Here is a 299-nt window from a genome sequence, read left to right as displayed (position 1 = left end):
TCGGCACGCCGCTTCATCCGGCGGGCGTCGACGAACTGCCGGACGAGGCGTTCGTGCTCCGCCTCCCGGTGCAGGTGTTGCATATGGGCACGGGCCATGGCTTCGTGCATGAGATGCATGTCTCGGGTCCTGTTCTGGAGTGTCAGTTCGGAGGTCTGCTCGGGGCGGACGGCGGGGTCGGCGATCGGGGTCATCGTGGGGTCCTGCTCGCGGTCCGGGGAGTCGGGGAGTTGGGGATCGGCCTTGGCGGCGGCGATGCGGACGGAGATCCGCAGGACGTCGGCGGGGCTGACGTCGGC

Annotated in this window: 1 protein-coding gene; it reads right to left on the bottom strand. The window is 69.9% G+C overall.

The window, feature by feature from the left end; all coding sequences use genetic code 11:
- Positions 1-299, bottom strand: a 299-nt coding sequence (locus LO771_RS30275; protein ID WP_308189036.1) for a hypothetical protein, incomplete at both ends; no start/stop codon positions are given.

This window comes from Streptacidiphilus sp. ASG 303, assembly GCF_020991365.1.
Taxonomy (GTDB): Bacteria; Actinomycetota; Actinomycetes; order Streptomycetales; family Streptomycetaceae; genus Peterkaempfera.
Note: the sequence above shows the minus strand (reverse complement) of the source record. Positions and strands in the feature narration are given on the sequence as shown.